Source organism: Streptomyces reniochalinae (assembly GCF_003323735.1).
In the GTDB taxonomy this organism is placed as follows: domain Bacteria; phylum Actinomycetota; class Actinomycetes; order Streptomycetales; family Streptomycetaceae; genus Streptomyces; species Streptomyces reniochalinae.
On the sequence record NZ_QOIM01000034.1, the window covers coordinates 224914 to 247305 of the forward strand.

Genomic DNA, 22392 nt, shown 5'->3' on the forward strand with positions numbered 1-22392 from the left:
CCACCGCCGTGGGGGGAGAAAGGGGGCTCCTCCCGCCGCGGCGGGAGGAAGGGTGGGCTTCCGCCGCCGGAACGGGGCAGGGGGTCCTTTCCGCCGCCCTGGTGGAGGGGGGCGGATCGGATCAGGGGGTGGTGGGGAGGACCAGCGCGGTGGCCAGGGCCGCCAGGCCCTCACCGCGGCCGGTGAGGCCGAGCCCGTCCGTGGTGGTGCCCGCGACGGAGACGGGGGCCCCCACAGCGGCGGTCAGGGCGGCAGCCGCCTCCGCACGGCGCTTGCCGATCTTCGGGCGGACGCCGATGACCTGGATGGCGACGTTGCCGATCTCGAAGCCGCCGTCGCGCACGATGCGCGCTGCCTCGGCGAGGAGGGTGACCCCCGAGGCGCCGGACCACTCGGGCCTGCCGGTGCCGAAGTGGGCGCCGAGGTCTCCCAGGGACGCGGCGGAGAACAGTGCGTCGCACGCCGCGTGGGCGGCCACGTCTCCGTCGGAGTGCCCGGCGAGACCGTACGGTTCGCCCTCCCACAGCAGGCCGCCGCACCACAGCTCGCGGCCTTCCTCGAACGCGTGCACGTCGGTGCCGATGCCGACCAGGGGAAGCGCGGGGCGCCCGGCGTACCCGGCCGCGCGTGCGGCGGTGTGCTCAGTACTCAACGTTCGCCTTCCTGCGTGCCAGTACCGCCTCCGCCAGAACGAGGTCGAGGGGGCGGGTCACCTTGAACGCCTCCTCGTGGCCGCGCACGACGACGACCTCGACGCCGAGCCGTTCGACCATGCCGGCGTCGTCGGTTGCGCCTTCGCCCTCGGGCGCCAGCCGGGCGTGCGCCCGGGCCAGGACCTCGCGGTCGAAGCCCTGCGGGGTCTGCACGGCGCGCAGGCGGGCCCGGTCCGGGGTGCCGGTCACCGGCTCGGGCTCCGCGTCGGTGCGGGGTTCGACCTGCTTGACGGTGTCGGCGACGGGCAGCGCCGGCACCACCGCGGGCGCCCCCTCGCGCACGGCGGCGACGACGGCGTCGACCGTCTCGTGCGGGACCAGGGGCCGGGCGGCGTCGTGGACGAGCACCGTCTCGACGGTGTCGGGCAGCGCGGCGAGGCCGCGCCGCACGGAGTCCTGGCGGGTGTCTCCGCCGGGTACGACGGCCACGTCGGTCAGCTCGTGCGCGTCCAGCAGGGAGCGAACCCCCCAGGCGCCGTCCGGCGGCGCGACCACGACGACCAGTCCGACGGTGCGGGCCCGCGCCGTCGCCCGGACCGCGTGGATGAGCATGGGTGTACCGCCCAGCTCGCGCAGTGCCTTGGGCGCCCCCGGGCCGAGCCGTACGCCCCTGCCGGCGGCGGGGATCACCACGGCCGTTCGGGGGCCGGCGTCACCCGTGGGACGCGGTTCAGCGGAAGGGGCGGAGTCTGTGGATGCGATTGACATCGGTAGCGCGTTCAGGGTTTGTGTCCTCAGCCGGGGTGGGTATGGCCAGGGGGTACCCCGACCGTAGGTTGGAGGTAGTGCCGGGCGCGACCACTCGATCGGGCCCTTCCGTGAACACCGGTCGAGTGTGCAGCCCGGGCCCGGCACGCAAGACCCTGCCGCCCCTCGGGCGGTGTCGGGCCTGTCGGCCCATATCACCACATATGCCGCGGCGCCCGGTGACGACTGAGGTCATCCGGGCACCGCGGCATCGTAGAACTGCGAACAGTCGCTTGCGACCAGTCGTCGCAGCAGATCGACCGTGGGAGCATTCCGTCCGGCGGGACAGTACATCCATCCGGTGGGACAGTCCGTGGATCAGGAAGCGAGAACCTCGTCGAGAAGGGCCTCGGCCTTGTCCTCGTTCGTGTTCTCCGCCAGGGCCAGTTCGCTCACCAGGATCTGGCGGGCCTTGGCCAGCATCCGCTTCTCCCCTGCGGAGAGGCCGCGCTCGCGCTCCCGGCGCCACAGGTCGCGCACAACCTCGGCCACCTTGATCACATCGCCGGACGCGAGCTTCTCGAGATTCGCCTTGTAGCGGCGGGACCAGTTGGTCGGCTCCTCGGCATACGGCGCGCGGAGCACCTCGAAGACCCTGTCCAGCCCGTCCGAACCGACGACGTCACGTACACCCACGAACTCCGCATTGTCCGCCGGCACGCGCACCGTCAAATCGCCCTGCGCAACCTTCAGAACCAAGTAGGTCTTGTCCACGCCTTTGATCTGGCGAGTTTCGATAGCCTCGATCAGCGCGGCCCCGTGATGGGGATAGACCACGGTGTCGCCAACCTTGAACGTCATGTGTCAGGTACCCCTTCCGTGGCTATCCAGGGTAACACGGCAACGACGTCTTCTGAATGGCGTTTTCGCAGGTCAGGGCATATCTCGGGGCTTGACAAGCGGCCCTCTATCGTGCTGCGGGCGGCCAATGCAAGCGGGTATTCGCAGGTGGGAGCGGTTCTGCGCACCTTCGGAAACGAGGACGATCGACCTCCGCAAGCGACCCACGACACGTCCATGGTGACCGATTTGTCCGACTGTAGGGAGCGGCCTCTTCGTACGGTCTTCCGGCTTTCCCAAGAATTGATCAATGGCTGTGTAAGAACCTGTTGATCAATTCTTCATCAACCTCCCGCATTCCCGGGAATCCCCGCACGGAGCCCACCCCAACACCGCCGCGACCTCGCACGGAGGCCGCCACGGCTATCCACCGGCTATTCGGGCCCCCAACGGACCCGCGCGCGCCCGGCGAGAGAGCGCCGGTCACCGGGGCGGTGGTCGTCGATCCGCCCACGCACCAGGGGGCGTGCCGGGCGGTGCGGCGCGCTCTTCGAGCCGTGACCGACGGGCCACCGCGGCCGTGTGGCCGTCCCGTGGGGCGGTGGTCGGTGGTGGGTGGGTCGGAGGGTCGGGTGCGGGGCCTCCTCGGGCTGTCGGTAACCTGAGCGCGCACGCCAAGCCCATCCGTACGCGACCGGCAACGCTCCGGAGCCTCCCGTGCTCAGCAGCGTGCCGCCGCCCTGGCCCGCCAAGGAGTTGCCGCCGCCGTGAGCAGCAGCCTTCGTCGCGGCACCCTCGCCGCCACCGCCCTCGCGCTCGCCGCCGTCTCGCTGACCGCCTGTGGAGCGGGGAACGACGCGCAGACGCTGGAGATCAAGCCCGACAACGCGGCGACGCACGTCGGGGACATCAAGATCCAGAACGCCAACGTCGTGACCGGCACGGACGGCACCGGCGAAGCGACCGTCACGGCGCGGATCTTCAACGACGGCAACAAGGACCAGACCCTCAAGGGCGTCTCGGTCAGCGGTTCCCGCGCCGAGCTCAGCCCGGCCAAGGGGGAGAAGAAGCTGGTCGTCCCGGCCGGGGGCTCGCTGAAGCTCGGCGGCAAGGGCGAGGCCTCGGCGCTGCTCACCGACGCGAAGCGGGCGGGCGTCAAGGACGGCAACGCCCAGCCCGTCACCTTCGACCTCAGCAGCACCGGCGCGGTCAAGCTGAAGGCCGCGGTCTTCCCGGCCGAGGGCGCCTACAAGACGGTGGGCCCGACCTCGTCGCCCTCCAGCCAGGGCCCGAAGCCGGGCTCTTCCGCGTCGTCCTCCGAGAGCGCCGGCCCCGGTGACAAGCCGGGCGAGGAGGGCCGGACCGGATCCGGACAGCCGCGGGAGCAGGACCGGCAGGGCGAGCAGGGCGGCCAGGGGCAGCCTTCGGACGCCGCCTCGTCGCCCCCGGACGCCACCGGGCAGGGCGGCGCGCACGCCGGGCACTGAGCCGCGCCTCGACGCCGACGGACGTGACGGGAGGCCGCACCCCACCAGGGGTGCGGCCTCCCGTCACGTCGAGGCGCCCGTCACGTCGAGGCGCCCGTTCACGGCTCGAACTTGTAGCCGAGGCCGCGCACCGTCACCAGGTAGCGCGGGGCGCCCGGGTCCGGTTCGATCTTGGCTCGCAACCGCTTGACGTGGACGTCGAGGGTCTTGGTGTCCCCCACGTAGTCGGCACCCCAGACCCGGTCGATCAGCTGCATCCTGGTCAGCACCCGGCCCGCGTTGCGCAGCAACATCTCCAGCAAGTCGAATTCCTTGAGCGGCAGTTCCACCTTGCCGCCGCCGACCGTGACCACGTGCCGGTCCACGTCCATCCGGACGGGCCCCGCCTCCAGGGCCGCGGGGGTGACCTCCTCCGGCTCACCGCGGCGGCGCAGCACCGCGCGGACGCGGGCGACCAGCTCGCGGGAGGAGAACGGCTTGGTGACGTAGTCGTCGGCGCCTATCTCCAGACCGACGACCTTGTCGATCTCGCTGTCCTTGGCCGTCACCATGATCACGGGAACGTTGGAGCGGCCGCGCAGCTGGCGGCAGACCTCGGTGCCGGGCAGTCCTGGCAGCATCAGATCGAGCAGCACCAGATCGGCGCCGTTGCGTTCGAACTCGTCGAGCCCCTCTGGACCCGTGGCCGCGACGGCGACCTCGAAGCCTTCCTTGCGGAGCATGTACGACAGTGCGTCGCTGAACGATTCCTCGTCCTCGACGACGAGCACTCGGGTCACGGGAGGACCTCCGGGGCGGAAAGTTGTTCATCAGCCTGGTCGACATACGGCCGCTCCTCCTCGTCGAAGGCGGCCGGTTCCTGCAATGCGCCGGAGAGGCGGTTCCGGCCCAGCCGGTCGGCCTTCTCCAGCGCGGCCTGCTCCCGTCCACTGCCCGCCTCGGGCAGCCGGAGGGTGAAGGTGGAGCCCTGGCCCTCGGCGCTCCACACCGTGACCTCCCCGCCGTGCGAGGCGGCCACGTGTTTGACGATGGACAGGCCGAGCCCGGTGCCGCCGGTGGCACGGGACCTGGCCGGATCGACGCGGTAGAAGCGTTCGAAGATCCGCTCCCTGTCGCGCTCCGAGATACCGATGCCCTGGTCGGTGACGGCGATCTCTATGAGGTCCTCCCCGCCCTCCTGGGTGCGGCGGCCCGCGACCTTGACGCGGGTGCGGGCCGGTGAGTAGTTGACGGCGTTCTCGACGAGGTTGCCGAGTGCGGCGGCGAGCTGCCCCCTGTTCCCCCACACGTGCAGACCTTCGGTGCCTCCGGCCAGGAGGGTGATCTGCTTGCCCTCGGCGCTGTGCCGGCTGCGCTCGATCGCCTCGGTCACCAGTTCGTCGACGCGGACCGACTCGGAGTCCTCCAGCGGGTCGTCGTTCTGCACCCGCGAGAGGTCGATCAGCTCCTGGACCAGGTTCGTCAGCCGCGTGGCCTCGTTCTGCATGCGCCCGGCGAAGCGCTGCACCGCCTCCGGCTCTTCGGAGGCGTCCAGCACCGCCTCCGAGAGGAGCGAGAGCGCCCCCACCGGGGTCTTGAGCTCGTGGCTGACGTTCGCGACGAAGTCGCGCCGCACCGCCTCGATCCTGCGGGCCTCCGTCAGGTCCTCCACCAGCAGGAGCACCAGGCGGGAGCCGAGCGGAGCCACCCGCGCGGAGACCGCGAGGGCATCACCCCTTCCGGTGCCGCGCCGGGGAAGGTCCAGCTCGACCTGGCGTATCTCGCCGTCCCGCCGGGTGTCCCGCGCCATCTGGAGCATCGGCTCGATACCGAGCCTGCCGCCGCGCACCAGGCCCAGCGCGTAGGCGGCCGAGCTGGCCTTGACGACGGCGTCGCTCTCGTCCAGCACGACGGCGGAGGAGCGCAGCACCGACAGGACCGTGTCGACGCCCGGGGGGAGCCCGGGGCCGGTGTGCAGCGAGGAGGAGGTACGGGTCGGGCGGGCCTGCTCCCGCTCGCTCCAGCGGAACGCCAGCATCGCGATCACGCCGGTGCACACACCGGCGATCGCTGCTGCCGCGGCGACCGCCGCATTCACGTCCATACAGCCAGGTTATGCGCCCCGCCGGACACACCCCCAGCCCAGGAGGGGGAGCCCGCAACAGCTGTCGCCCAGTGTTTACCCGCACGGCGCCTCTGGTTCACCGTGGAGGGCCGAACCGGTCGCATTTCGGGCGCACCGTGAAAGCGTGGGGGCCACCGTGAGCCCCCCGGGGGCGCCGGTATCCGGGTCTCCGGTCGAAACAGTGCGAGGGAAGGACAGCCATGCGGGACGCGTACCACGAGGAGCTGGACTCGATCGGGGACAGCCTGGTCGAGATGGCCAGGCTCGTCGGCTCCGCGATCGGGCGCGCCACCACGGCGATGCTGGACGCGGACCTCAAGCTCGCCGAGAGCGTCATCGCCGCCGACGAGAAGGTCGACGACCTCCAGCGCGACCTGGAGACCCGGGCGATACAGCTGCTGGCCCGGCAGCAGCCGGTCGCCACCGACCTGCGGATCGTCGTCACCTCGCTGCGGATGAGCGCCGACCTGGAGCGCTCGGGCGACCTGGCCCAGCACGTGGCCAAGGTCGCCCGGCTGCGCTACCCCGAGTCGGCCGTACCGCAGGACCTCCAGGCGACGCTCCTGGAGATGGGCCAGCTCGCCCAGCGGCTGATGGCCAAGGCCGCCGAGGTCCTCATCACCAAGGACGTCGACCTGGCTCTGCAACTGGAGCAGGACGACGACGCGATGGACCTGCTGCACCGCACCCTCTTCCAGCACCTGATGGACGACCGCTGGAAGCACGGCATCGAGACCGCCGTGGACGTCACCCTGCTGGGCCGCTACTACGAGCGGTTCGCCGACCACGCGGTGTCGGTCGCGCGCCGCGTCGTCTACCTCGTGACGGGCGACTACGCCGACGAGATCGACCCGGCACTGGCCGCGGCGGCGGGCGGTGCGGTGGCGGGCGGTGCCGCGGTGGACAGCGCTGCGGCGGGCTCGGGCGAGAGCCGGTGAGTCGCTGAGCCGGTGCGCCGAGGTCTCGGCGGTCGTCCGACGTCCGTCGTCCGGCGGTCGCCCGACGTTCGGTGGACGGCCGGGGTCCGGTGGACGGCCGGGGTCCGGTGGACGGCCGGGGTCCGGTGGACGGCCGGGGTCCGGTGGACGGCCGGGGTCCGGTGGACGGCCGGGGACCCTGCGGGCGGGCGGGTGTGCACCCGCGCGCCCTTGATGCGCCCATCGCGGTGAGGCGTGCAATGGGGTGTGTCATGCCCGTCCATGACCGCCCCTGCTGAGGAGGGAACGATGGCTGACTCCCCGAAGCCGCTCCGCACCCCGGCCGAACGGCCGCAGACCGCCCCACGGGAAGTGCGGGAGCTGCCCCTGCTGGGCGCGTGCGGATGCGGTCCCGGCTGCGGATGCGGTTGCCAGTCCGGCGGCGCCTGCTCGTGCGGCGGCTCCTGCGGCTGACCGCACAGCGCGCGGCCACCGTCCGGTCGCGGGAGTGCGCGAGGCCCCACGGGATACGGGGCGGGGCCCTGACCGGTTCGACAGGTCAGGGCCCCGCCCCCGCCCGCCGGCGGGCCTGGTTCCCGGTGGCCTGCTAGTCTGGTACCAGAATGGGTACCAACGCGAGAGGGGAGGCCTCGTGCCTGCTTTGAACGTGACGTTCAGCGAAGACGAAATGGCACGAATCCGCGAGGCCGCGGCCCAGGAGGGCACGAGCGTGAAATCCCTCGCACACGACACCGTTCTCGCTGAGCTGCGTCGGCGGAAAGTGCGTGCCGCGGCTCTGCGCACGGCCCGCGTCTCCGCCGGCCTCAACAAGCGTCTGGCCACCAAGTAGCCCGGAGTTCCCACATCACCGAGTATCTGGATGAAGAGGACGTCCTCTCCATCGCTGAGATCACGCTCGGTAGTCGGCCGAAGATCCGGGAGTGGGGGCTGTTGTCCTCTGCCGTACAGCGGCCCCGCTCCAGCGCCTTCGGTCAAGACGCGTATCCCGATCTGTTCGAGAAGGCTGCTGCTCTTCTGCACTCTGTTGCCAGCAACCACAGCCTGATCGATGGCAACAAGCGCACTGGCTGGGCGACGGCCGTCGTCTTCTTGGACCTCAACGGGTACGAGCTTGCCGAGCCGCTGGACGAGGACAAGGCGGAAGCCTTCGTTCTCAAGGTTTCTCAGAGTCGACTTGAGATCGGCGAGATCGCCGAGAACCTGGCGTCCTTCGTGAAGCCTTCGTAGGTGACGCTCTGGCGCTGGCGCAGTCAGCACCATGGCCAGGGCTGCCCCCAGGCACAACCCACGGCCCCCACTCGCGGCGACTCCGCAGGCGGGGGCCGTGACCGCGTCTGCGTTACTTCTTCTTGCCCTGGTTCTTGACGGCTTCGATGGCGGCCTTGGCGGCTTCCGGGTCGAGGTAGGTGCCGCCCGGATCGACCGGGTGGAAGTCGGCGTCCAGGTCGTAGGAGAGCGGGATGCCGGTGGGGATGTTGAGGCCGGAGATCTCCTCGTCGGAGATGCCGTCCAGGTGCTTGACCAGGGCGCGCAGCGAGTTGCCGTGGGCGGCGACCAGGACGGTCTTGCCTGCCATCAGGTCGGGGATGATGCCGTCGAACCAGTACGGCAGCATCCGCTGGACGACGTCCTTGAGGCACTCCGTGCGGGGCCGCAGCTCGCTGGGGAGGCCCGCGTAGCGGGGGTCGTCGCTCTGCGAGAACTCGGCGCCGTCCTCCAGCGGGGGCGGCGGCACGTCGTAGGAGCGGCGCCAGAGCATGAACTGCTCCTCGCCGAACTCGTCGCGGACCTGCGCCTTGTCCTTGCCCTGGAGCGCACCGTAGTGGCGCTCGTTGAGCCGCCAGGAGCGGCGGACCGGGATCCACAGGCGGTCGGCGGGCTCCAGCGCGAGCTGCGCGGTGCGGATGGCGCGCTTCTGCACGGAGGTGTGGAGTACGTCGGGGAGCAGGCCGGCGTCGCTGAGCAGCTCGCCGCCGCGGACCGCCTCCTTCTCGCCCTTCTCGGTGAGGTTGACGTCCACCCAGCCGGTGAACAGGTTCTTGGCGTTCCACTCGCTCTCGCCGTGGCGGAGCAGAATCAGCTTGTACGGTGCGTCGGCCATACCCGGAAGCCTACGCGTCGGCCGGTCGGCGCAGAGCGAGGGTGGGTGCCGGCCTCATCGGCGGGCGGCGAAGTGTGGGGTGCCGCCACATGGGGGGCGGTGGCCGGTTTCCCTAGCGTGCGGCGGCATGGTTCCCCCTTCTTCGTCCCCCTCGGCGTCCTCGGACGCCGCGCCGCCCGCCGCCCGTTCGCTGCGGCGGATCGTCGCCGCGAGCCTCGTCGGCACCACGATCGAGTGGTACGACTTCTTCCTCTACGGTTCGGCCGCCGCGCTGGTCTTCAACACGCTGTTCTTCCCGGACTCCGATCCGCTGGTCGGCACGTTGCTGTCGTTCCTCACCTACGCGGTCGGCTTCGCGGCCCGCCCGGTCGGCGCGCTGGTCTTCGGTCACTACGGTGACCGGATCGGCCGCAAGAAGCTGCTGGTCATCAGCCTGTTGATGATGGGTGGCGCGACGTTCGCCATCGGGCTGCTGCCCACGCACGCCACGGTCGGCTCGTTCGCGCCCGTGCTGCTGACGACGCTGCGCCTGGTGCAGGGGTTCGCGCTGGGCGGCGAGTGGGGCGGCGCGGTGCTGCTGGTGTCCGAACACGGGGATGCCCGGCGGCGCGGCTTTTGGGCGTCGTGGCCGCAGACGGGTGCGCCGGCCGGTCAGCTGCTGGCGACCGGCGTGCTGGCGGCGCTCACCGCACTGCTGACCGACAGCGCGTTCGAGAGCTGGGGCTGGCGGGTGCCGTTCCTGCTGTCCGGGGTGCTGGTGGTGGTCGGGCTGTGGGTGCGTCTCGCGGTGGACGAGTCACCCGTCTTCAAGGAGGCCCAGGCCCGCGCCGAGGCCCGCAAGCGGCAGGAGGGCGCCACGGACGAGGAGCTGCCGCTGCCGGCCGTGCTGCGGCACCACTGGCGCGACGTGCTGGTCGCGATGGGCGCCCGCATGGCGGAGAACATCAGCTTCTATGTGCTGACCGCCTTCATCCTCGTCTACCTCACCGACCACCTCGGCCTGTCGCAGCAGACGGGCCTCAACGCGGTGCTGCTCGCCTCCGCCGTCCACTTCTGCGTCATCCCGCTGTGGGGCGGCCTCTCCGACCGGGTGGGCCGCCGCCCCGTCTACCTGCTGGGCGCGCTCGGCGTCGGCGCGTGGATCTTCCCGTTCTTCGCGCTGCTCGACACCGGGAACTTCGCCCTGATCGCCCTCGCCGTCACGGTGGGCCTGGTGCTGCACGGGGCGATGTACGCGCCGCAGGCGGCGTTCTTCTCCGAACTGTTCGCGACCCGCATGCGGTACTCGGGCGCCTCGATCGGAGCGCAGTTCTCCTCGGTGGCGGCGGGCGCGCCCGCGCCGATGATCGCGACCGCGCTGCTGGCCGGGTTCGACGGCTCCGCGATGGTGTCCCTGTATGTGATCGCGGCCGCGCTGCTGACCGTCGTCGCCCTGGCGTGCGCGGACGAGACGCGCCACCGCGATCTGAACGAGGTGGGCGAGCCGGACGCTCCCGCGCGCCCGGGCGCTGCCGGCCGCGCACCGGAGGGGGCGGGCGAGGCGGCGCCCCCGTCCTCAGCCGCCGACGGCCCCCGCCAGCCGGTGGAGCCGTAGCGCCAGCTGGATCTCCAGCGTGCGGTGCGGCGCCTGCCAGTCGTCGCCCAGCAGCCGGGCCACCCGCTCCAGTCGCTGGGCGACGGTGTTGACGTGGACGTGCAGCACGTCCTTGGCGCGGACGGGGCTCATGCCGCAGGAGAAGTACGCGTCCATGGTGGCCACCAGTCCGGTGCCGCGCTGTGCGTCGTAGTCGAGAACGGGCCCGAGGGTGCGGTGGACGAAGCCGGTGACGTCGCGGGTGTCCGTCAGCAGCAGCCCGAGGAAGCCGAGGTCCGAGGCGGCGGCGCCCTCACCGCGCCGGCCGAGCAGGCTGAGCGCGTCCAGGCAGCGCCGGGCCTCCGGGTAGGCGGCGGCGACGGCTCCCGGAAGGTCGGCGGGTGCGGGTACGGGCGCGGAGGCGCCGACCGTGACGGGCCCGCCCACGGCCCGGCCCAGTTCGGCGGCCACCTGCCGTGCGGTGCGGGAAACGGCCTCGCCGTCTCCCGCGGGCGCGGCACCCCCCACGGACGCGGCGCCTCCCCGGGGCGCGGAACCCCTCGCGGAGGCGGGTTCGCCGGACGAGCCGGGGCGAGCGGACCGGGCAGGCCGGTCGGACGAGCCCGGACGGTCGGGCGAGCCGGAGCGGTCGGACGGGCCGACAGACGGGCCGGGGCCGTCGGGCCGGTCGGAGTGGTCCGGGTGGTCGGAGCGGGTCCGGCGGTCCGAGCGCGTCAGGCGGCCGGAGTGGGACGGCGGGGCGAGGGGGAGCAGCAGGACGGGGCCGCCGTCCCGGGTGGCGGCCAGACCGTGCCGGGTGGCGGCCAGGTGCCCGGCAGCCGACCAGAGGCGCTGCCTGTCCCCCTCGTCCTCGTCGGCGGCGAACGGGCCGCGGGCGGCGGCCCCGCCCGGTCCGGGTCCGCCGGCGCCCGCCTCCCCGGCGTCCGGGGGGTCGAGGCGGACGGCGAGCACCGTGTGGGGAACGTCCAGGTCGGCGCCCACCCGGGCGGCCCGGTCGCGCAGCAGATGGGGGTCGCGGTGCGCGGCGTCCAGCAGGTCGTCCAGGAGTTCGCCGCGCACCCGCTGCTCGGCCTCGCCCGCGGACCGGCGCGCGAGCTGGAGCAGCGAGGTGACCATCGCCGCGCGCTCCAGGGTGCGCTGGTCGACGGGTGCGAGCTCGGGGTGGCCGTGCAGCAGCAGCGCACCGAGTGGTTCGCCGCCAGCGGTGACGGCGGCCACCCAGGTGTCGTCCTGGCGTACGGCGTGCCCGTCGCGGCGGGAGCGCGCGACGGCGGCCTCCCAGGTGGCCGGGCCCCCGCTGTCGGCGAACTCGACGGCGCCGCCGAGCACTTCGGCCAGCGCCCGGGTCACGTCGGGCACGCCGCCGCCGCGCAGCACGAGTTCGGTGAGGCGGTCGTGGACGTCGGAGGCGCGGCGGATGGTCGCGTTGACGGCGCGGAGGCCGGCCAGGGCCTGCGTGGTCTCGGTCAGCAGCCGGGCGTTGTCGAGCGCGACGGCGGCGTGCGCGGCGAACGAGCGCAGCAGCGCGATCTGTTCAGGGTCGAAGACGCGCTCGCGGCGGTCGGCCGCGTACAGCACGCCGATGACCTCACGGCCGCGCAGCAGCAGCGGCACCCCCAGGATGGCGACGAGGCCCTCCTCGCCGACGCCGCTGTCGATGGGGTGGGTGTGCTGGAAACGGGCGTCGCGCGGGTAGTCCTGGGTGGCGTAGGGGCGGGCCGTCTGGGCCACCAGTCCGCCGAGCCCCTCGCCCATGCCGAGCCGCAGCTGCTGGAAGCGGGCCGAGACCGACCCTTCGGTGACCCGCATGTAGGTGTCGCCGCGCTCGGGGTCGGTGAGCGTCATGTAGGCGACCTCGGTGGACAGCAGGCGGCGGGCGCGCTGCACAATCGCCTGGAGCACGTCGTCCACGTCGCGCAGCCCTGCCAGGTCGTGCACCGTCTCGAAGAGGCCGGTCAGTTCGGCCTCGCGCCGCCGCCTGCCCTCCAGCTCCGCGCGGATGCGCAGCGCGAGGTGCTTGCCGCGGGCTGCTGCGGAGCCGCCGTGGGCCGGTGCCGCGTGCGCCGCCGGCTCGTCGTACGCCTCGGGCGGGGCGCCCCTGGTGAGGAGTTCGAGGTATCCGAGGCAGGCGTGGTCGTCGGGTCCTGTGCCGGCGCGGCCGACATGGCCACCGGCCTCGGCGTGCTCGTCGGGACCGCCGGTGCCGGCGGGGTCGCCTGGCCCGGTGGCGGCGTTCGGCGGGTGGCTCGTGCGGCGCATGGGCACAGGGTCAGTGAGCGGTCCAGGCGCCGTCGAGGGGCAGGGCCGAACCCGTGAGGAAGGAGGCGGCCGGAGTGCACAGGTAGGCGACGGCCTCGGCGACCTCCTCCACCTCCAGCAGCCGCTTGAGCGCCGAGTCGGCGAGAAGGACGTCGGTGACGACGCGCTCCGGCGGAATGCCGTGCGCCGCCGCCTGGTCGGCGATCTGCCGCTCCACCAGCGGGGTGCGCACGTAGGCGGGGTTGACGCAGTTGGAGGTCACCCCGTGCTCGGCCGCCTCCAGCGCCGTCGTCTTCGACAGCCCTTCGAGACCGTGCTTGGCCGCCACGTACGCCGACTTGTACGCCGAGGCGCGCAGCCCGTGGACGGACGAGATGTGCACGATCCGGCCCCAGCCCCGCGCGTACATGCCCGGCAGCGCGCCGCGCGTGGTGCGGAACGGGGCCTCCAGCATGAGGGTGATCATCATGCGGAACGTCTCCGGTGGGAACTCCTCGACGGGCCGGACGAGTTGCGTGCCCGCCGCGTTGACGAGCACGTCGGTGCCGTCGGCGGCGCGTTCGGCGGCGTCCAGTCCGGCGTCCCGGGTCAGGTCGAGCGGGTGGACCTCGACGGCCTCGGCCGAGGGGCCCGCCGTCCGTGCCACCTCCTCGGCGAGCGCCTTGAGCCCTTCGGGGTCCACGTCCACGGCCCGGATCCGGGCCCCGGCCGCCGCCAGGCGCAGCGCGCACGCCCGGCCGATGCCGCTGGCCGCGCCCGTGACCAGGGCGGTACGGCCGGTCAGGTCCAAGACGACGGTGCGGCCGGCGGCGGCCGGGTGCCCGGCCTGAGGTGCCGCGGACCCCACCGACGTGGGCTGCGGGGAGTCGGCCTGCGAGGACTGCGGGGACTCGGCCTGCGGGGGCTCGGGCTGCGGGGGCTCGGGCTGGGGCGTCATGGGCGCCAGCCTAGGCGCGGTCCCCGGCCGCACGGATGTGATCCGCGCCCATACTTCGCGGGCATCCTGTGTGCCGGGGGTACGCTCCCACGCCGTCAGACCGCTGCCCGCCGGGCCACCTCGGCCGTCGCCTCGGCCACCGCCCGCGCGCCCTCGGCGGCCATCACGATCGAGTAGTGGTTGACGCCGTCGACGCGTCGCGACGCCACCCTTTCGGGGTGCAGCAGCCCGAGGCCCGGCGGGTTCTCGGCCCCGTACAGCCCCTGCGGCTCGTCCAGCATTCCGCGCTCGGCCCACAGGAAGACGGCGGGCGGGCCGGGCTCGCGCAGCGCGGTGCGCAGCAGCGGCTCGACGAGCACGCCGCGCCCGTCGGCCCGTACGGCCTCCAGCACGCAACTGCTGCGCAGCTCGGGCTCGGTGCCGACCAGGTCGCGGTCGAAGTACGCCCGCACGTCCTCGTTCCACAGCGGCCGGATGGCGGGGTGTTCGCGGAAGAACCCGGCGTAGCTGTCCCGGTCGGGGAAGGTCATCGACAGGCGCCGCATGGCCGGGCCGATGACGGCTTCGAGCTGCGCGTCGATGGCGTCCTCTTCCCCTGCGCCGTCGCCTCCGGCTCCGCCGGCCGCGCCCGTACCCGGGAAGGGAAGCCCGCCGTCCACCAGCACCGTACCGGCCACCCTGGAGGGGTGGCGTGCGGCGGCGAGCGCGGCGACGAAGCCGCCCATGGAGTGGCCGATCAGCACGGCGCGCTCCTGCCCCAGGTGGTCGAGCAGCGCCAGGACGTCGGCGACGTGCGCGGCGAGCCCGTAAGGCCCCCGAAGCGCGGCGCTCGCGGCGCGTCCGCGCAGGTCGGGGGCGTAGAGCGAGGCGTCGGGGAGGGCGGTGTCGAGGGCGTCGGCGACGGCGTCGAAGGCACGCCCGTTGGCGGTGATGCCGTGCAGCGCGATCAGCACGGGGGCCTCGAGTGGTGCGCCGCCGTGCGCCCCCGGCCAGTGGGTGAAGGCGAGTTCGCCGCCTCCGGGGGCGGGGGCGGTGCGGGTACGGGCCGTACGGATGCTCACGCGTACTCCTCCTGTCGGTACGGGCGGGTCGGGGCCGGCTCGGTCCGGGCGGGGTCGGGCGCGCCGGCGCCGCCCGGGCGGCGCCGCCCGGCAATGTGGGGGCCGCACACCTGGCGCACAACACCGGTGGCAGGCACGCACGTTCGACCACCACGGCACGGGCCCTACCGTACGGAGCATTCCGCACCCCCGCCTCCGACCCCACGCGGAAGGGCTCCGCCATGCGATCCTCCCTGCGCACCACCTCCCTCCTGCTGGCCACCCTCACCCTCGCCGCCGTGAGCACCGGCACCGCCATGAGCACGAGCACGAGCACCGACGTGCGCACCGGCACCGGCCCGCACCCGCGCGCCGATGTGCGCACGGGTACTGCCGTGAGCACGGACGCGGCGCCGGATCAGGCGGTCGCCGCCCTCGAACGTGTCACCGGCTTCGGGTCCAATCCCGGCGCCCTGTCCATGTACCGCTACGTGCCCGAAGGGCTGGGCGCCGGGCGTCCCGTGGTCGTCGTACTGCACGGCTGCACACAGGACGCGGCCACGTACTTCGACGGCGCGGGCTGGCAGCAGGCCGCGGACGAACAGGGGTTCGCCGTGGTCGCCCCGCAGCAGGAGACGGCCAACAACGGCAACCGGTGCTTCAACTGGTTCCAGCCCTTAGACACCGGGCGGGACAACGGGGAGGCGCTGTCCGTCCGGCAGATGGTGGAGCGCACGGCAGGGGACCTGGACGCGGACCCCTCCCGCGTCTACGTCACCGGACTCTCGGCCGGGGGCGCCATGACGTCGGCGCTGCTGGCCGCCTACCCCGACGCGTTCGCCGGGGGCGCCGTCATCGGCGGCCTGCCGCACGGCTGTGCGACCTCGCTCCCCGGGGCGTTCACGTGCCAGAACCCCGGCGTCACCAAGTCCCCGGCCCAGTGGGGCGACCTCGTCCGCGCCGCCCACCCCGACTACCAGGGGCGGCGGCCCACCGTGTCCGTCTGGCACGGAACGGCCGACTACACCGTCGTACCGGGCAACGCCACCGAATCCGTCAAGCAGTGGACGAACGTCCTCGGCGCCGACCAGACGGCCGACGCCACCCACGACCTGCCCGGTGCCACCACGCAGTCGGACTACCAGGACGGCAGCGGCCAGGTCGTCGTGCGCAGCTACACCGTGAACGGGATGGGCCACGGGACGCCCGTCAAGCCCGGTGAGGGGTGCGGGCGGGCCGGGGCCTACTTCCTGGACACGGTGTGCTCGACGGCGTACATCACGCGCGACTGGGGGCTGGCCTCCAACGGGTGAGCCTTCTCCCAGCGGCGTCGATTGACCGGTTCGGGTAATCCACTGGCCACCTCACCACGGCTGTGAGTAACGTGCGATACGCGCTGAGGCACTTACATCGGCGCGGGTCCTCGTCGCGGGTCCTCGTCGCGGATCGTCGGCGGGGGCCGTCGCGTGCGGCGAGCGTGAGCAGGGGGAGCGGTCATGGGCGCGAAGGTGTCTGCCAGGGGACTGAGACAGGCGCTCGCCGAGAGCGTCGGCGGACTGCCCCGCCAGTTCTGGTGGCTGTGGACCAGCACACTCGTCAACCGGCTCGGCGCCTTCGTGGCGACCTTCCTCGCCCTCTACCTGACCGCCGAACGCGGCTTCTCCGCCTCGTACGCGGGGCTGGTCGGCGCGCTCTACGGGCTCGGCGGCGTCATCTCCTCCATCGGCGCCGGTGTGCTCACCGACCGGCTGGGGCGGCGGCCGACCATGCTGGCCGCCCAGGTGGCGACGGCCGCCTCCGTCGCCTCGCTCAGCCTGGTGACCCACCCGGTCGCGATCGCGGCCGTCGCCGGGCTCGTCGGCATGGCCTCCAACGCCTCACGCCCCGCCGTGCAGGCGATGATGGCCGACATCGTCGCCCCCGAGGACCGGGTGCGGGCGTTCTCCCTCAACTACTGGGCGATCAACCTGGGCTTCGCCGTCTCCTCCACCAGCGCGGGGCTCATCGCCCAGTACAGCTACCACCTGCTCTTCCTCGGCGAAGCGGCGATGGTGCTGGTCACGGCCGTCGTCGTCTTCCTGAAACTGCCGGAGTCCCGGCCCGAGACGCCGCCCGCGCGGTCCGCGCACGGGCGCGAGGCCGCCGCCGTCTCCATGGCCACGGTGGTGCGCGACAAGCGCTTCATGGCCGTCGTCGCGCTCAACCTGCTGCTGGCCACCCTCATCCAGCAGGCCTTCGTCTCCCTCCCCATCTCCATGGGCGAACAGGGCCTGACCAGCACCGACTTCGGCACCGTCATCGCCCTCAACGGCGTCCTCATCGTCGCGCTCCAACTCCCCCTGACCCGCTTCATCGAGCACCGCGACCCCGCCAGGCTCCTGATCGTCTCCGCACTGCTGACGGGGTACGGCTTCGGACTAAACGCGTTCGCCGGATCCGCCGCCTTCTACGCGGTGGCCGTCGCGGTATGGACCGTCGGCGAAATGATCAACTCGCCCACGCAGATGGGCCTGGTCGTCCGCCTCTCCCCCACCCAGGGCCGAGGCCGCTACCAGGGCATGTACACGCTCTCCTGGTCCGTGGCCTCCCTCGGCGCCCCACTGCTGGGCGGCACCGTCATCGACCGCTTCGGCTCCGACACCCTGTGGGCGGCCAGCGCCCTGATCGGCACCCTCACCGCAGCCGGCTACGGACTGCTCCTGCGCAGCCTCCGCGACACCGAGCCCCGCGAGACACAGCCGGCGACCGCCGCCGGCCCACCGGCCGAGACCGACACCACCCCTGCCGCATAGGCGGCCCGCACCCCTGTACCGGCTCGCAGGGAAACGGCCCCGCCCGGCGGGGGCCATTCCGCGTTGGGCATTGTCAGCCGACGGCGTCCTCGATGGCCCGGAAGATGTCCGCGTCCGTCTCTTGCTGCCACTCGGGCAGATCCGGCCAGTCAGCCACGTACCCCGGTTTGGGATCTTCGAAGTGCTTGAACATCTGGGCCGTCCACGCTGTGGCGACGAACCGGCTCTTCTGCTCACGGCTCAAGCGAGCAGCGTGCCCGCCGCTGAGCGCGAGGAACTGCCGAACCTGCTCATAGACCGCACCCGCCGCCTGTCGCTCCCACTCGGGCGTCTCTTCCCAAGGTGTCACGTAACCCGGTTTCGGCTCGCCAGGAAAGTACTTCCGTACACCGGCGATCCATGACTCCCGGAACAGCCGAGCCCCCTCTGCCTCCGACATAACAACCCTCTCGTCACGAAGTGGCCAACGCGGCGATCTCGGCGCCCAGCTCGGCGACTCGGTGGTCATCGGCCAGTGAGCCGATCTCAGCCTGTAGTCCCTGGAGTCTACGGGCGACGTATCCGGAGGAGGTCTGACGGGCGAGCCGCAGAGCCTCAGTCCCGTACGCCACGATCTGTTCACGGTCGTTGCGCTTCGCTCCGATCGCCGCGAGATCCGCGAGGACCACGCCCCGCCGCCGGAAGGAATGGCCTGGGGCGAGTGCTTCCTGGCTCAGAGCGTTCGTCAGCGCGGCTTCCGCCTTGTCCAGCCGCCCGAGCTGCACATAACGGGCCCCTCGTTCCTCGGCAAGACGTGATCCGTCGAAGCGGAGCCACCCCCCGTTGTGCGCGTGGGTTCCGAGATCGAGAACCTTTTCGGCTTCATCGAGGGCACGCTCACACCGTTCGAGATCGCCCAAGCCGGCGTGCGCTTCGGCTTGCACAGCAGCGACCCACTGCCTGGTGGATAGAGAACTGTCTCCACGCTTTGCCACGGCCTCAGAGACAGAAAGCAGTTCGACGGCCTCGCGGTACTGTCCCCCTGCCATCTCGACGTAAGCATGCCGGATCAGAGCGCACGCCCACAGGTCGAACGCACCGGCTTCCTTGCTTGCTGACGCCGCGAGCGAGTAGGAGGCTGCGGCATCCGTATGCCGGTTTCCATCGAACGCCAGCTCTCCAGCGAGCTGGAACAAATCGCCGGCCGCAACATACAGACGGCCCTGGCGTGCCGAGCGCATGGCCAGGCTCTCGTTCAGTGCCGCGAGTTGTTCTGTGACGACTGGCTGCACTGTCCTTTTCGAGCGCGCGAGTTGGTAGACCTGCCACAAATGCTCGTTCATCCGCAAGTGACCGACTGCGTCCTCGCGCGCAGTGTCATCAGCGAGCGCGCCCGCGTCCTCAGCTGATACGGCGGCAAGCGCCCCGGCGACTGCTATCGCGCGCAGGAATTCGCGTCGGATCATGTCGTCATCCCCCGGGCCGTAGGCGTCATATGACGGCAACCCCGTGTGCCCTCCGGGGAGCGCTGATGGCCCCTTGATCAGGCCGTCGAGCGTAACGAGGTCAACGAGTAACAACTCCGCCAGCTTGGGCCGCAGCTCGGGTTGCGGAACGGTCACTCCCCGGTCCCACCTGCCGACGGTTGTGCGGTCGACCCCGAGCGTGATCGCTAGCTTCTCCTGACTGTAGCCCACGGCCTTTCGCCGGTCTCTCAGGCTCACGTGGTTTCCCTTCCCCCAGTCGAGAGCCATCAGCACCTCACTCCGCCCTGTGCCTCAGACGTGCATCAAGAGTGCCGCAACGCTGCCGTGGCCGCACCCGGTGTCCCAGGGGTTCCCTTGGAGTGTCGCCCCAGGACGCCGCACCTCGGCCACGCGTGAGCGCCGCAAGGTTCCCCACAAGGAGTGCACGCAATTCATACGCCGCAAGGGCTCTGTGATCCGGTCCCGCAGAAGTGATCACGACGCGGCACCTTGAACACCGCAAACGGCTGCCGCTTCGCGCTGATGAGGATGGTCCAGCGCGAACCGGGCGCACCACCTACCGGGAGCCCGACAACCGAACACGGGAGTAAGCACATGGAACAGTTCGAGCGGGCAACCCTCGACGCCTACTTTCACCGGATCGCCACGACATTCCAGCCAGCCGACCGTCCCGCGTCGTTCCTCGTGACGCATCTCCTGCCCGAGCGGCCGTCGTTCGTGCAAGCCGTCGGCACGCAAACACACCTGCGGGCAGTCCTGCCCAAGCCGAAGTCCATCACCGCGTGCGCCCGCCGGGAAGTCGAGCAGGCGACCCAGTGCGACGCCCTCTCGCGAGAGATGTTCGCGGACCCCGAGGCGGCCCTCGACTACATCGAGTCCCGGGCCGCCGGCGAGTCCGTCGTTCTGCTCGACGTGGGCGGCTACTTCGCTCCGACGCTCGACGCGCTGTGTGACGGTTTCTCCGGTCACATCGTCGGCGTCGTCGAGGACACCGAGAACGGGCACAAGCGCTACGCCGAACGCGAGAAACTGCCGTGCCCCGTCGTCTCCGTCGCTCGCTCACCGCTCAAGGAACCCGAAGATTTCCTCGTCGGGCAATCCGTCGTCTTCTCCGCCGAAGCCCTGATGCGCTCCCGCGGCGACATTCTGCACGGGCGCCCGGCGCTCGTGATCGGATTCGGGAAGTTAGGAAGCTCCATCTCTCGTCTGCTGCACGCCAAAGGGGTTCAGGTCACGATCTACGACATCGACCCCGTGCGGCGTACACAGGCCCTCTCGCAGGGTTTCACGGTGGCACGGGACCGCGACGCCGCGCTCAACGGCGCCGGGCTCGTACTGTGCGCGACTGGCACCGTCTCTCTCCAGGGGGAGGACTTCCCGCGGCTCCGCAACGGCGCCTACGTCGCGACTGTCACCTCGTCCGAGGATGAACTCGACCTCGACGCACTTCCCGCCGTCTACCGGCGAACGCCCGCGGGAGACCACGTCACCCGGTACCAGACGACCGGGCACTACTTCTACCTGCTCAACGGCGGAAACGCTGTCAACTTCCTGCACGGCGCATCCGTGGGCCCGTTCATCTACCTCGTTCAGGCGGAGATCCTTGCGGGAGTCCGGAAGCTGACCCGCGGCGATCTCGCACACGGTATGCACGGGGTCGACGCCGCCGACCGGGCCCTCATCGCCGGAACGTGGCTCAACTACTTCAACCGCTAGGAGACGGATGCCCATGCCGATCACGGCTCAGCACGTGCGCGAAACCCTCGGCGCCTACCTCGCCGAGCACCCGCACGAGAAGGACGCCTTGTCCTCCATCGGCGAGGTGGCCGACGCCGCGGGTAGTGCTATCGCTTCTCGGAAGGAATTCCGCGGCCACGTCACGGCCGGCGCCGCCCTGCTGCGCCCGGACGGCCGAGTTCTCACCATCGAACACCGAGCGCTCGGCCAGTGGCTTCTGCCCGGCGGGCACGTCGAGGAGTCCGACAACACTCTGGTTGCCGCTGCCATGCGAGAACTCGCCGAAGAAACCGGCATCATGCCAGAGCAGACCGAGCCGGACCGCGGCGCACCTTTGCACATCGATGTGCACGCCATTCCCGCGAACAGCGCCAAAGGCGAGCCGGAACACCTGCACTTCGACTTCCGGTACCTGTTCCGTACCACTGTGGACGCCGTCGAGTTGCAAGAAGAAGAGGTCGCGAACTACTCCTGGCAGTTCGCGGACACGCTGACGGCCGAACCCCTGCGCTCTCGGATCATGGCTGCGGCGAGGTAACCCGACACCGGAACGAACGGCGCCCCCGGCCGGGGCCCGGGGGCGCTGCGCTTGCCCTGATCGTCCGCGCCTTCTACCTGGTGTGTCTGCGCAGACGGGAGGCGAATGATGCTTTACCCACGGTGAGGCCCGGCTACTGGGCGATCAGCCTGGGCTTCGCCCGAGACGCCGCCCGCCCCCACGCGGTCCGCGCACGGGCGCGAGGCCGCCGCCGTCTCCATGGCCACGGTGGTGCGGGACAAGCGCTTCATGGCCCCGCCGTCGCGCTCGACCTGCTGCTCGCCCGCTTCATCGAGCACCGCGACCCCGCCGGGCTCCGACACCCTGTGGGCGGCCAGCGCCCTGATCGGCACCCTCACCGCAGCCGGCTACGGACTGCTCCTGCGCAGCCTGCGCGACACCGAGCCCCGCGAGACACAGCCGGCGACCGCCGCCGGCCCACCGGCCGAGACCGACACCACCCCTGCCGCATAGGCGGCCCGCACCCCTGTACCGGCTCGCAGGGAAACGGCCCCGCCCGGCGGGGGCCATTCCGCGTTGGGCATTGTCAGCCGACGGCGTCCTCGACGGCCCGGAAGATGTCCGCGTCCGTCTCTTGCTGCCACTCGGGCAGATCCGGCCAGTCAGCCACGTACCCCGGTTTGGGATCTTCGAAGTGCTTGAACATCTGGGCCGTCCACGCTGTGGCGACGAACCGGCTCTTCTGCTCACGGCTCAAGCGAGCAGCGTGCCCGCACCGGCTACAGAGCCGGTGCGGGGGCGCTTTCGTCGGTGGGCGGGAGCACATGGGTGGTCGCGTGGATGGCGCTTCGTGCCAGCGCCGGCCTTCCGCTGGAACTGAACGGCGGTGGGCATCAGGTCCGGCACCTGGTGCCCGTGGACGACATCGCATCCGGCACGATCCGCGCCCTTGCCGCCGCACGCCCCACGGGGCCGGTGTTGAACATCGGCACGGGGCGTCCCACGACCATTCGTGACGTGGCCAAGCGCATTCGACTGCACTACCCGGCAGTCCAGTTGGTGGAACGTGCCCTGCCCACGGGCGACCCGCTCGGGGCCCCGCAGGTCAGTGTGGAGGAGGGGATCGACCGGTACGTGAAGTGGCTCGGCGAACGCCCCGAGGCCACGCCTCCGTGGCTGAGTGAGCTGGCCGCCTGAT

General features: G+C 71.7%; 23 protein-coding genes and 1 pseudogene. 12 read left to right on the top strand and 12 right to left on the bottom strand.

Annotation, left to right across the window (positions count from 1 at the left end; translation table 11 throughout):
* Nucleotides 1-121 precede the first annotated feature (121 nt).
* The 3 genes from ispF to DQ392_RS15645 all read right to left on the bottom strand — a co-directional run bounded on the left by ispF (nucleotide 122) and on the right by DQ392_RS15645 (nucleotide 2261).
* Entirely contained in the window at nucleotides 122-652 is a 531-nt protein-coding gene (ispF, locus tag DQ392_RS15635; protein ID WP_114016205.1) for a 2-C-methyl-D-erythritol 2,4-cyclodiphosphate synthase, read from the bottom strand.
* Nucleotides 642-1421, bottom strand: a complete 780-nt coding sequence (gene ispD, locus DQ392_RS15640) for a 2-C-methyl-D-erythritol 4-phosphate cytidylyltransferase (RefSeq protein WP_114016206.1) — start codon at nucleotides 1419-1421, stop codon at nucleotides 642-644. Before ispD ends, ispF begins: the two co-directional genes overlap by 11 nt.
* Nucleotides 1422-1778: 357 nt before the next feature.
* Entirely contained in the window at nucleotides 1779-2261 is a 483-nt protein-coding gene (locus DQ392_RS15645) for a CarD family transcriptional regulator (RefSeq protein WP_016472332.1), read from the bottom strand.
* Between the two features lie 746 nt (nucleotides 2262-3007).
* Here DQ392_RS15645 and DQ392_RS15655 point away from each other — a divergent pair.
* Nucleotides 3008-3727, top strand: coding sequence for a copper chaperone PCu(A)C domain-containing protein (locus DQ392_RS15655; RefSeq protein ID WP_114016207.1), 720 nt, complete (start codon nucleotides 3008-3010; stop codon nucleotides 3725-3727).
* A gap of 98 nt (nucleotides 3728-3825) precedes the next feature.
* Here DQ392_RS15655 and phoP read toward each other — a convergent pair whose 3' ends face one another.
* Nucleotides 3826-4506: a two-component system response regulator PhoP gene (phoP, locus tag DQ392_RS15660; RefSeq protein WP_114016208.1), complete on the bottom strand. Its 681-nt coding sequence runs from the start codon at nucleotides 4504-4506 to the stop codon at nucleotides 3826-3828.
* Nucleotides 4503-5810, bottom strand: a complete 1308-nt coding sequence (gene phoR / locus DQ392_RS15665) for a two-component system sensor histidine kinase PhoR (RefSeq protein ID WP_114016209.1) — start codon at nucleotides 5808-5810, stop codon at nucleotides 4503-4505. Before phoR ends, phoP begins: the two co-directional genes overlap by 4 nt.
* A gap of 221 nt (nucleotides 5811-6031) precedes the next feature.
* On the opposite strand from phoR, the gene phoU reads away from it, so the two are divergent.
* The 4 genes from phoU to DQ392_RS15685 all read left to right on the top strand — a co-directional run bounded on the left by phoU (nucleotide 6032) and on the right by DQ392_RS15685 (nucleotide 7996).
* Nucleotides 6032-6769, top strand: a complete 738-nt coding sequence (phoU, locus tag DQ392_RS15670; protein WP_245981510.1) for a phosphate signaling complex protein PhoU — start codon at nucleotides 6032-6034, stop codon at nucleotides 6767-6769.
* 288 nt (nucleotides 6770-7057) lie between these two features.
* Nucleotides 7058-7222, top strand: a complete 165-nt coding sequence (locus DQ392_RS34470; RefSeq protein ID WP_181856444.1) for a hypothetical protein — start codon at nucleotides 7058-7060, stop codon at nucleotides 7220-7222.
* Between the two features lie 214 nt (nucleotides 7223-7436).
* Nucleotides 7437-7598, top strand: coding sequence for a hypothetical protein (locus DQ392_RS15680; protein WP_245981512.1), 162 nt, complete (start codon nucleotides 7437-7439; stop codon nucleotides 7596-7598).
* A gap of 26 nt (nucleotides 7599-7624) precedes the next feature.
* Nucleotides 7625-7996 (top strand): type II toxin-antitoxin system death-on-curing family toxin, encoded by a 372-nt coding sequence (locus DQ392_RS15685; protein ID WP_342774948.1) that lies wholly within the window; start codon nucleotides 7625-7627, stop codon nucleotides 7994-7996.
* Between the two features lie 112 nt (nucleotides 7997-8108).
* Here the strand turns inward: DQ392_RS15685 and DQ392_RS15690 are convergent, their stop codons facing one another.
* Nucleotides 8109-8870 carry a phosphoglyceromutase gene (locus DQ392_RS15690; protein ID WP_114016213.1) on the bottom strand — a complete coding sequence of 254 codons (762 nt, stop codon included), beginning with the start codon at nucleotides 8868-8870 and terminating at the stop codon, nucleotides 8109-8111.
* A gap of 127 nt (nucleotides 8871-8997) precedes the next feature.
* On the opposite strand from DQ392_RS15690, the gene DQ392_RS15695 reads away from it, so the two are divergent.
* Nucleotides 8998-10464: an MFS transporter gene (locus tag DQ392_RS15695; RefSeq protein ID WP_114016214.1), complete on the top strand. Its 1467-nt coding sequence runs from the start codon at nucleotides 8998-9000 to the stop codon at nucleotides 10462-10464.
* Here DQ392_RS15695 and DQ392_RS15700 read toward each other — a convergent pair.
* From DQ392_RS15700 to DQ392_RS15710, 3 genes are all read right to left on the bottom strand, one after another.
* The gene (locus tag DQ392_RS15700) at nucleotides 10426-12723 is read right to left on the bottom strand and encodes a helix-turn-helix domain-containing protein (RefSeq protein WP_114016215.1); all 2298 of its coding nucleotides are present in this window, start codon (nucleotides 12721-12723) and stop codon (nucleotides 10426-10428) included. The genes DQ392_RS15695 and DQ392_RS15700 overlap by 39 nt on opposite strands.
* Before the next feature lie 10 nt (nucleotides 12724-12733).
* A complete protein-coding gene (locus tag DQ392_RS15705; protein ID WP_114016216.1) occupies nucleotides 12734-13660 on the bottom strand; it encodes a 3-hydroxybutyrate dehydrogenase in 927 nt (308 codons plus the stop codon).
* A gap of 95 nt (nucleotides 13661-13755) precedes the next feature.
* Nucleotides 13756-14721: an alpha/beta fold hydrolase gene (locus DQ392_RS15710; RefSeq protein WP_245981514.1), complete on the bottom strand. Its 966-nt coding sequence runs from the start codon at nucleotides 14719-14721 to the stop codon at nucleotides 13756-13758.
* Nucleotides 14722-14942: 221 nt separating this feature from the next.
* Here DQ392_RS15710 and DQ392_RS15715 point away from each other — a divergent pair, with 221 nt between their 5' ends.
* Together DQ392_RS15715 and DQ392_RS15720 are read left to right on the top strand one after the other, a co-directional pair.
* Entirely contained in the window at nucleotides 14943-16013 is a 1071-nt protein-coding gene (locus DQ392_RS15715) for an extracellular catalytic domain type 1 short-chain-length polyhydroxyalkanoate depolymerase (RefSeq protein WP_281272989.1), read from the top strand.
* A 183-nt stretch (nucleotides 16014-16196) separates the two neighbouring features.
* A complete protein-coding gene (locus DQ392_RS15720; RefSeq protein ID WP_114016218.1) occupies nucleotides 16197-17492 on the top strand; it encodes an MDR family MFS transporter in 1296 nt (431 codons plus the stop codon).
* Nucleotides 17493-17565: 73 nt separating this feature from the next.
* Here DQ392_RS15720 and DQ392_RS15725 read toward each other — a convergent pair whose 3' ends face one another.
* Both DQ392_RS15725 and DQ392_RS15730 read right to left on the bottom strand, forming a co-directional pair.
* Nucleotides 17566-17931, bottom strand: coding sequence for a hypothetical protein (locus tag DQ392_RS15725; protein WP_114016219.1), 366 nt, complete (start codon nucleotides 17929-17931; stop codon nucleotides 17566-17568).
* Between the two features lie 13 nt (nucleotides 17932-17944).
* Entirely contained in the window at nucleotides 17945-19225 is a 1281-nt protein-coding gene (locus tag DQ392_RS15730; protein ID WP_114016316.1) for a helix-turn-helix transcriptional regulator, read from the bottom strand.
* 327 nt (nucleotides 19226-19552) lie between these two features.
* Between DQ392_RS15730 and DQ392_RS15735 the strand changes: the two genes are divergently transcribed.
* From DQ392_RS15735 to DQ392_RS15745, 3 genes are all read left to right on the top strand, one after another.
* On the top strand, nucleotides 19553-20674 hold the full coding sequence (locus tag DQ392_RS15735) for an adenosylhomocysteinase (RefSeq protein WP_114016220.1): 1122 nt from the start codon (nucleotides 19553-19555) through the stop codon (nucleotides 20672-20674).
* Nucleotides 20675-20687: 13 nt separating this feature from the next.
* Nucleotides 20688-21233, top strand: coding sequence for an NUDIX hydrolase (locus DQ392_RS15740; protein ID WP_114016317.1), 546 nt, complete (start codon nucleotides 20688-20690; stop codon nucleotides 21231-21233).
* Nucleotides 21234-21452: 219 nt separating this feature from the next.
* Nucleotides 21453-21707, top strand: a complete 255-nt coding sequence (locus DQ392_RS15745; protein ID WP_114016221.1) for a hypothetical protein — start codon at nucleotides 21453-21455, stop codon at nucleotides 21705-21707.
* Between the two features lie 73 nt (nucleotides 21708-21780).
* Here DQ392_RS15745 and DQ392_RS15750 read toward each other — a convergent pair.
* A pseudogene (locus DQ392_RS15750) lies at nucleotides 21781-21966 on the bottom strand (hypothetical protein); the annotation flags it as partial.
* 68 nt (nucleotides 21967-22034) lie between these two features.
* Between DQ392_RS15750 and DQ392_RS15755 the strand changes: the two are divergent.
* Nucleotides 22035-22391 carry an NAD-dependent epimerase/dehydratase family protein gene (locus DQ392_RS15755; protein ID WP_147266531.1) on the top strand — a complete coding sequence of 119 codons (357 nt, stop codon included), beginning with the start codon at nucleotides 22035-22037 and terminating at the stop codon, nucleotides 22389-22391.
* Nucleotide 22392: the final 1 nt, after the last annotated feature.